We start from the raw sequence: 6,481 nt of genomic DNA, 5'->3' as shown, positions 1-6,481 counted from the left end.
GTCAAGATTCAATTCCGAAACCCCTATCTGCGTAAGCAGGTAGGGGTTTTGTCTATGCGCTCGAAAGAAGTGGCAAGCCAAAAAAAAACCACCCGGTCGGGTGGTTTTTTTTATCGTGCATATCAGTCGCCGGTGTACTCGCAGCCACTGGTGCAGGTTTCGTGGATGCGGATCTTGGAGAGCTCGGGTAACAGCGGCTTGAGCTCGTGCCAGATCCATTTCGCCAGGACCTCGCTGGTTGGATTTTCGAGGCCAGGGATGTCGTTGAGATAGTTATGATCAAGGCGCTCGTAAAGCGGCTTGAATATCGACTTGATCTCGGAGAAGTCACGGATCCAGCCGGTATGAGGATCAACGTCGCCTTTCAAATAGACGGCGACCTTGAAGGAATGGCCATGCAAGCGACCGCATTTATGCCCCTCGGGTACATGAGGAAGCCGATGGGCAGACTCGAAAGTGAATTCCTTGAAAATTTCCACGTTTGTTCCAATGTGTTGATGGGGCAGTGCTGCAGTTTATCAGGTGTCCAAGCTGCACGGTAAGTGGGCTTGGGCAGGTGGGGCCGGCACCGATCCAGCAGGATTGCGCACGGGCAATACAGCGCTGACATCATCGACAAGCTAGCGTTGTGCCATTAAGTTTGAGTTAAGTCACCTTCGGTATTGTGTCTTTCGTAAACCCTATATACCTCACACATACCGAAGGTGAACCAAATGAAAACTCTGACTGCTCTGCTGCTCGCTTCTTCCCTGAGTTTCGTGGCCATCAGTGCCCAGGCCAAAGATCTCGGACCTGACGAGGCGCTTCGCCTGCGTGATGCTGGTACCATCCAGTCCTTCGAAAAGCTCAATGCCGCAGCATTGGCCAAGCATCCGGGGGGTACCATCCACGAGACCGAGCTGGAAGAGGAATACGGCAAATACATCTATCAAGTCGAGCTGCGCGACAATAAAGGTGTCGAGTGGGATGTGGAACTTGATGCAACCACCGGCCAAGTGCTCAAAGACCATCAGGATACCTAATGAACATATCGCCAGCGGGTCGCGCAATGATGGTCGGGCTGCTGGCGTTTTGCTCATTGGCGGTGGCTCGCGATCTGGACCAGGATGAAGCGCTGCGACTCAGACAGGAAGGTGTAATCCTTCCTCTTGAACAATTGCTCGGTCAAGCCATGGCGCGTTACCCAGGTGCACGTCTGCTGGAAGCCGAGCTTGAAGAGAAGCAACAGAAGCTGGTGTATGAGGTCGAGTTGCTGACCACGGCAGGTGTCGTTCGCGAGATAAAGCTGGATGCGGCCACAGGCGATTTGCTCAAAGACGAGGAAGATGACTGATGCGCTTGCTGTTGGTGGAAGACAACGTCCCCCTGGCCGATGAGCTGAGCGCCAGCCTCAGTCGCCAGGGATACGCTGTGGATTGGCTGGCGGACGGTCGAGATGCGGTGTATCAGGGTCAGACCGAGCCGTATGATCTGATCATCCTCGATCTTGGACTGCCTGGCCTGCCTGGGCTGGAGGTGCTGGCCCAATGGCGAGCGGCAAACCTCTCTACCCCCGTACTGATTCTGACCGCGAGGGGCTCATGGGCGGAGCGGATCGAAGGCTTGAAAGCGGGGGCCGACGATTACCTGACCAAGCCCTTCCACCCCGAGGAGCTGCAGTTGCGTGCACAGGCACTGGTGCGCCGCGCCCGTGGCTTGTCCAACATGCCGCGCCTGGAAGCGTCCGGTCTGCATCTGGATGAGGGTCGCCAGTGCGTGCAGCAGGCCGGGGTCGATATTCAGCTGACGGCTGCCGAGTTTCGCCTGCTGCGCTACTTCATGCTGCATCCGGAGCAGATTCTTTCCAAAGGCCATCTGGCCGAGCACTTGTATGACGGCGAGACTGAGCGCGATTCCAATGTGCTGGAAGTTCATGTCAACCATCTGCGGCGCAAATTGGGTCGCAGTGTGATCGAAACCCGCCGAGGGCAGGGCTACCGCTTCGCTGGAGTCGTGCAGTGAGATCGATCCAGGCGCGATTGAGCGTCGGGTTGATCAGTGTTCTGGTGATCGTGGGCCTGGTCCTCGCTCAATTGAGCCTGTGGTTGTTCGAGATGGGCCTGCAGCGCTATCTCGAAGCCGGTTTACGCAACGAAAGCGAGAACCTTCTGGTAGCGATGCAGCGTGGGCCGCAAGGTCTGCAGTTGGATCAGCACCGTATTTCTCCCGCCTACGAACGGCCGTTCTCGGGGCACTACTTCCGCATAGACTTTCCCGATGGGCATTGGCGCTCGCGTTCGCTATGGGATCTCGAGCTGCCCGTACCGGATCAGTCAGGGCTGTATTCGGGTTTGAAGCTGGGCCCGGAGGGTCAGTTGCTGCTGGTGTTGCGTGCCGATTACCGGCGACTCGGGCAGCCACTGTCGATCATCGTCGCCCAGGACTACACGCCGGTACGCACCAGTTTTCAGCGGGTACGCCAGATTGGCCTGGGCATGGGCCTCGCTGCGTTGATTGCGGTACTTGTGCTGCAGCGCATCACGGTCACGCGTTCGCTCAAGCCACTGGAGCGCACGCGCGAACAGATCGCGCAATTGCAGCTCGGTCAGCGCTCGCAGCTGGACAGTGCAGTACCGGTGGAACTCGAGCCGCTGGTCGCGCAGATCAACCACCTGTTGTTGCACACCGAGGACAGCCTCAAGCGCTCGCGCAACGCGCTGGGCAATCTGGGGCACGCGCTGAAGACGCCGATGGCCGTGCTGCTGAGCCTGGCCAGCAGTGAACGGCTGCGGGACCAGCCGGAAGTCAGCCGCCTGCTGCATGAGCAGTTGGAGCACATCCAGCTGCGGCTCAGCCGTGAACTCAACCGCGCGCGTCTGGCCGGCGACGCGCTGCCCGGTGTTCAGTTCGATTGCGCTGGCGAGATTCCAGGTCTGTTTGCCACGCTGGAAATGATCCATGGCGGCCATTTGAGCCTGAGTTACGAGGTGGCTGCGGATGTTCGCCTGCCGTGGGATCGGGAGGACGTGCTGGAACTGCTCGGCAACCTGCTCGACAACGCTTGCAAGTGGGCTGACGCGCAGGTCTGCCTGACGATCGTCGAGCACGAGCATGGGTATAGCGTCTGGGTGGACGATGACGGTCCGGGCATCCCTGAGGATGCGCGCCAGGCGGTGTTGGATCGCGGTTCTCGGCTTGATGAGCAGGTCGACGGTCACGGCCTGGGTCTGGGGATCGTACGGGACATCGTCGAAAGCTGGTCTGCTCGCCTGAGCCTGTCGGAAAGCCCCTTGGGTGGGTTGCGCGTCACTATCGAAATGGATAAACGCGTCTGACGCGGATTTATCTTGGCGATGACTAAACTCGCGCGCAGCTGGGAGGACTAAGTCACAGAGCCGAATGACGGCTCTGTAGCTTATCGACATGGATCGAACATGAACGAAACCAACTTGCAAAACAAAACACTGTTGTTACTGTTGATCCTGGTCACCATCGCTTTCATCTGGATTCTTCTGCCTTACTACGGCGCGGTCTTCTGGGCAGTGATTCTGGGTATCGTATTTGCACCGTTGCAGCGACTGGTCATGAGGAAGTTGAATCGGCGTCGCAACGTCAGTTCGTTGATAACCCTCACCATCACATTGATCATCGCCATCCTGCCGGTGATCATCATCAGTGCCTTGCTGGTTCAGGAAGGTGCAGTGCTGTACAAGAACATCGAGAACGGCCAGCTCGACGTGGCGGGTTATATCGATCAGTTCAAGCAACTGCTTCCGGCTTCCGGGCAACAGCTGCTCGATCGCATGGGCATGGGCAACCTGGAGGGTCTGCGCGACAAGGTCGCCAAAGGTGCGATGCAGGGCAGCCAGTATTTCGCGACGCAGGCCTTCAGCTTCGGCCAGGGTACGCTGGATTTCGTGATCAGCTTCGGCATCATGTTGTACCTGCTGTTCTTCTTCCTGCGTGACGGCCCGGAACTGTCACGCAAGATCCGCACGGCTATCCCGTTGGCCGAGCAGCAGAAGCGCCGTTTGCAGCTCAAGTTCAACCGTGTAGTTCGCGCCACGGTGAAAGGCAATCTGCTGGTAGCGGTCACCCAGGGTGCCCTCGGCGGGATGATCTTCTGGTTCCTGGACATTCCCAGCGCATTGCTGTGGGCGGTGCTCATGGCGTTTCTGTCGCTGTTGCCTGCCGTCGGAGCCGGTATCGTCTGGGCGCCGGTGGCCGCCTACTTCCTGTTGAGCGGCTACATCTGGCAGGGGGTCACGCTGACGCTGTTCGGCATTCTGGTCATCGGCATGGTCGACAACGTGCTGCGCCCATTGCTGGTGGGCAAGGACACCAAGATGCCGGACTATCTGATCCTGGTCTCGACGCTGGGCGGCCTGGCAGTCTTCGGGCTCAACGGTTTCGTGATCGGTCCGTTGATTGCAGCGCTGTTCATGTCCAGCTGGGGCATCTTCGTCAGTACCAAGCGCCAGGTGCGTCTGCCCCAGGATCGCACCTGACGGCAGCACTGTCCGACTCCCTTGGTCAGCTCGGGGGAGCCGGCGCTTGAGGGCAGGGGCCTGCTTGGTTAACATCGGCGCTTTTTCAGAGCGGTCCGCATGCCCCAGCCCATTCCTCTCAAAGATCATGGCAAGGAACAAGGTCTGGTCAACCGTCGGTTGATCGCTTGCGCCTTGCTGGTGCTGGCCTTGAGCATCGCCCTGGTCGGGCGTCTGTACTTCCTGCAGGTCATCGAGTTCACCTACAACTCCACAGTGTCCGAGAACAACCGGGTGCATGTGCTGCCCATCCCGCCCGAGCGCGGTGTGATCTACGATCGCAATGGCGTGGTCTTGGCCGACAATCGACCCAGCTTCAACCTGACTCTCACACGCGAGCGCGCGGGCAATACTGCGCAGGTGCTCGATGAAGTGGCCAAGGTGCTGGAACTGGGCGATGAAGCGCGCAAACAGTTCGACAAGGATTTGAAGCGTGTGCGCCATCCGTTCGAACCGGTCACCCTGATGTACGAGTTGAGCGAGAACCAGATTGCGCGGGTTGCGGTGAATCAATTCCTGCTGCCGGGCGTCGATGTGGAACCTCAGTTCGTGCGTGAATACCCGCGCAAGGAGCACTTTGCCCATTCGGTAGGGTACGTGGGGCGGATCAACGAGAAGGAGTCCAAGACGCTGGACCAGACGCAGTACCGCGGCACCCAGTCGGTCGGCAAGACCGGTGTGGAACGCTTCTACGAGACCCAGCTGCATGGCCAGGTGGGTTACGAGGAAGTCGAGACCAACGCCCAGGGGCGCGTCATGCGGGTGCTCAACCACCATGACCCGGTGCCGGGCAAGAACATCGTGCTCAGCCTCGACGTGCATCTGCAGGAAGCCGCCGAGAAGGCGTTGGGCGACCGCCGCGGGGCGGTGGTGTGCATCGACCCGGAAACCGGCGATGTGCTGGCAATGGTCAGCAAGCCGAGCTTCGACCCCAATCTGTTCGTGACCGGTATCAGCTTCAAGGAGTACGCGGCGTTGCGCGATTCCATCGACCGGCCGTTGTTCAATCGAGTGCTCAGGGGTTTGTACGCGCCCGGCTCGACGATCAAGCCGGAAGTTGCCATCGCCGGCCTCGATAGCGGTGCGGTCACGCCGCAGACACGTGTGTTCGATCCTGGCTACTACGAGCTGCCCAACTACGACCACAAGTACCGCAACTGGAACCGCAGTGGTGATGGCTGGGTGGACATGGACGCGGCCATCATGCGCTCCAATGACACCTACTTCTACGATCTGGCACACAAGCTGGGCGTGGACCGCATGCACGATTACATGACCCGCTTCGGCCTGGGCCAGAAGGTCTCGCTGGACATGTTCGAGGAAGCGCCGGGGCTGATGCCGTCCCAGCAATGGAAGCGTGCCACGCGGCGTCAGGCGTGGTTTCCTGGCGAGACCTTGATCCTCGGCATTGGCCAGGGCTACATGCAGGTCACGCCGCTGCAGTTGGCCCAGGCCACCACGCTGATCGCCAGCAAGGGCGTGTGGCGTCGACCGCACCTGGCCGAGACGGTGGGCGGCCAGGTACCGGTGGACGACAACCCGATCCCCAATATCGTGCTGCGCGACAACCGCGAGTGGGATCAGGTCAACCACGGCATGCAGCTGGTCATGCACGATCCGCGCGGGATTGCCCGTCAGGCGGCGGCTGGGGCGCAGTATCGCATCGCCGGCAAGTCGGGTACGGCGCAAGTGGTTGCGATCAAGCAGGGCGAACGCTACAACCGGCTGAAAACGCTCGAGCGCAACCGCGACAACGCCTTGTTCGTGGGATTCGCGCCGGCCGACCGGCCAAAGATCGTGGTGGCAGTGATGATCGAGAACGGTGAAGCAGGCGGGCGTGTGGCCGGTCCCGTCGTGCGCGAGATCATGGATGCCTGGCTACTGGACAGCGAAGGTCACCTGAAGCCCAAGTACGCGGCGCCGGCCAAGGCGCCCGCGGACCCCAAGGTCTGACC

At 59.9% G+C, this 6,481-nt stretch carries 7 protein-coding genes; 6 read left to right on the top strand and 1 reads right to left on the bottom strand.

Annotation, left to right across the window (positions count from 1 at the left end; genetic code table 11):
- Positions 1 to 122: 122 nt before the first annotated feature.
- Positions 123 to 479: a 6-carboxytetrahydropterin synthase QueD gene (queD, locus tag IFT44_RS04570; protein ID WP_122477268.1), complete on the bottom strand. Its 357-nt coding sequence runs from the start codon at positions 477 to 479 to the stop codon at positions 123 to 125.
- Positions 480 to 713: 234 nt separating this feature from the next.
- Between queD and IFT44_RS04565 the strand changes: the two genes are divergently transcribed.
- From IFT44_RS04565 to mrdA, 6 genes are all read left to right on the top strand, one after another.
- The gene (locus IFT44_RS04565) at positions 714 to 1,022 is read left to right on the top strand and encodes a PepSY domain-containing protein (protein WP_122477270.1); all 309 of its coding nucleotides are present in this window, start codon (positions 714 to 716) and stop codon (positions 1,020 to 1,022) included.
- Complete coding sequence (locus IFT44_RS04560; protein WP_122477271.1) at positions 1,022 to 1,333, top strand: PepSY domain-containing protein; 312 nt, start codon at positions 1,022 to 1,024, stop codon at positions 1,331 to 1,333. The genes IFT44_RS04565 and IFT44_RS04560 overlap by 1 nt, the downstream gene beginning before the upstream one ends.
- Positions 1,333 to 2,001 (top strand): response regulator transcription factor, encoded by a 669-nt coding sequence (locus tag IFT44_RS04555; protein ID WP_122477273.1) that lies wholly within the window; start codon positions 1,333 to 1,335, stop codon positions 1,999 to 2,001. Before IFT44_RS04560 ends, IFT44_RS04555 begins: the two co-directional genes overlap by 1 nt.
- A complete protein-coding gene (locus IFT44_RS04550) occupies positions 1,998 to 3,314 on the top strand; it encodes an ATP-binding protein (RefSeq protein ID WP_192175486.1) in 1,317 nt (438 codons plus the stop codon). Before IFT44_RS04555 ends, IFT44_RS04550 begins: the two co-directional genes overlap by 4 nt.
- 99 nt (positions 3,315 to 3,413) lie before the next feature.
- Positions 3,414 to 4,487: an AI-2E family transporter gene (locus tag IFT44_RS04545; protein ID WP_122477276.1), complete on the top strand. Its 1,074-nt coding sequence runs from the start codon at positions 3,414 to 3,416 to the stop codon at positions 4,485 to 4,487.
- Positions 4,488 to 4,586: 99 nt separating this feature from the next.
- Positions 4,587 to 6,479: a penicillin-binding protein 2 gene (gene mrdA / locus IFT44_RS04540; protein WP_122477278.1), complete on the top strand. Its 1,893-nt coding sequence runs from the start codon at positions 4,587 to 4,589 to the stop codon at positions 6,477 to 6,479.
- Positions 6,480 to 6,481 lie beyond the last annotated feature (2 nt).

The sequence above is a fragment of the Pseudomonas sp. CFBP 13710 genome, assembly GCF_014842235.1.
GTDB lineage: Bacteria > Pseudomonadota > Gammaproteobacteria > Pseudomonadales > Pseudomonadaceae > Aquipseudomonas > Aquipseudomonas baltica.
Note: the sequence above shows the minus strand (reverse complement) of the source record. Positions and strands in the feature narration are given on the sequence as shown.

Bases quoted from the DNA above. Each gene is read 5' to 3' on its own strand.
- IFT44_RS04560 (WP_122477271.1), top strand. From the start codon at position 1,022: ATGAACATATCGCCAGCGGGTCGCGCAATGATGGTCGGGCTGCTGGCG.
- mrdA (WP_122477278.1), top strand. From the start codon at position 4,587: ATGCCCCAGCCCATTCCTCTCAAAGATCATGGCAAGGAACAAGGTCTG.
- IFT44_RS04545 (WP_122477276.1), top strand. From the start codon at position 3,414: ATGAACGAAACCAACTTGCAAAACAAAACACTGTTGTTACTGTTGATC.
- IFT44_RS04565 (WP_122477270.1), top strand. From the start codon at position 714: ATGAAAACTCTGACTGCTCTGCTGCTCGCTTCTTCCCTGAGTTTCGTG.
- IFT44_RS04555 (WP_122477273.1), top strand. From the start codon at position 1,333: ATGCGCTTGCTGTTGGTGGAAGACAACGTCCCCCTGGCCGATGAGCTG.